2 protein-coding genes are annotated in these 1,045 nt (G+C 39.7%); both read left to right on the top strand.

Annotated features, from left to right (window positions below; genetic code table 11):
• Positions 1 to 86 precede the first annotated feature (86 nt).
• Positions 87 to 743 (top strand): metallophosphoesterase, encoded by a 657-nt coding sequence (locus tag ACYVRA_RS07345; RefSeq protein WP_461252095.1) that lies wholly within the window; start codon positions 87 to 89, stop codon positions 741 to 743.
• Position 744: 1 nt separating this feature from the next.
• Positions 745 to 996 (top strand): hypothetical protein, encoded by a 252-nt coding sequence (locus ACYVRA_RS07340; protein ID WP_461252094.1) that lies wholly within the window; start codon positions 745 to 747, stop codon positions 994 to 996.
• Positions 997 to 1,045 lie beyond the last annotated feature (49 nt).

Here is a 1,045-nt window from a genome sequence, read left to right as displayed (position 1 = left end):
AAATTATTTTTTTTGTCATCTTTCCCTTCCTATACTCAATAATATTTAATATATATTAAATATTATCGACAAAAAAGGACTTTGTATTGAAAATACTGTGTATTTCTGACAAAATTGACCCTCAAATCTACTCTCCGCGGGTAAAAGAGCGTTTTGGGGATGTCGATTTAATCCTTTCCGCCGGAGATTTGCCGCTGGATTACCTCGATTTCATCATTTCCAGCCTTAATAAGCCCTTATTTTTCGTTTTTGGCAACCATCATACCGAAGAACTGCGCCACTATAAAAAACCCTGGAATATCCTGATGTTACAGGAAGTCAGGGAATATTTAGGCTGCGGCGCCATTTATCTTGGCTCAAAAGTTAAGAAAGAGGGGAAAATTTTAATAGCCGGGTTAGGCGGTTCAATGCGTTACAATAACGGCCCCAATCAATTTACAAATTTTGAAATGAATATCGAAATATTAAAATTAATACCAAGCCTTCTTTGGAACCGTATCGCGCACGGGCGTTTTTTGGACGTGCTTCTGACCCACGCTCCGCCCAAAGGCGTTCACGATAAAAACGACAAGTGCCATCTTGGTTTTAAATCTTTCTTGTGGTTTATGAAAGTATTCAAACCAAAGTACCTTGTACATGGCCATATTCATTTATATGATTTAAACGACACTCGCAGCACAAAATGGAATGATACGACTGTAATTAACGTATACAGCCATTACATTATAGATTTGGGAGATTAAAATGGCAGGTGACGTAGTAACGCAGATTGCTTACGCCGATTTTTCCCGCGCGAGGGGAAGGGCGATGTTATCGCAAATACAGAATTTTTTAAATACGGATCGTGACAAACTGCTTTCGTTTAACGATGTGAAGGGCATACTTAGACCTAAGAACGAAGTATACATGGGAAGCCAGACGGTGCCGATAAAATTGATTGTCGGCAGCGAAGGACGTTATCATGATTTCAATAAATATTTACTTCCGCGTCAATAAATTCAACGCCCTGCATTTTAGCGACTGATACGCGGTGATTGCCGTCGCG

It is taken from the genome of Treponema sp. R8-4-B8, assembly GCF_054786175.1.
This window is presented reverse-complemented; position numbering and strand designations above follow the sequence as displayed.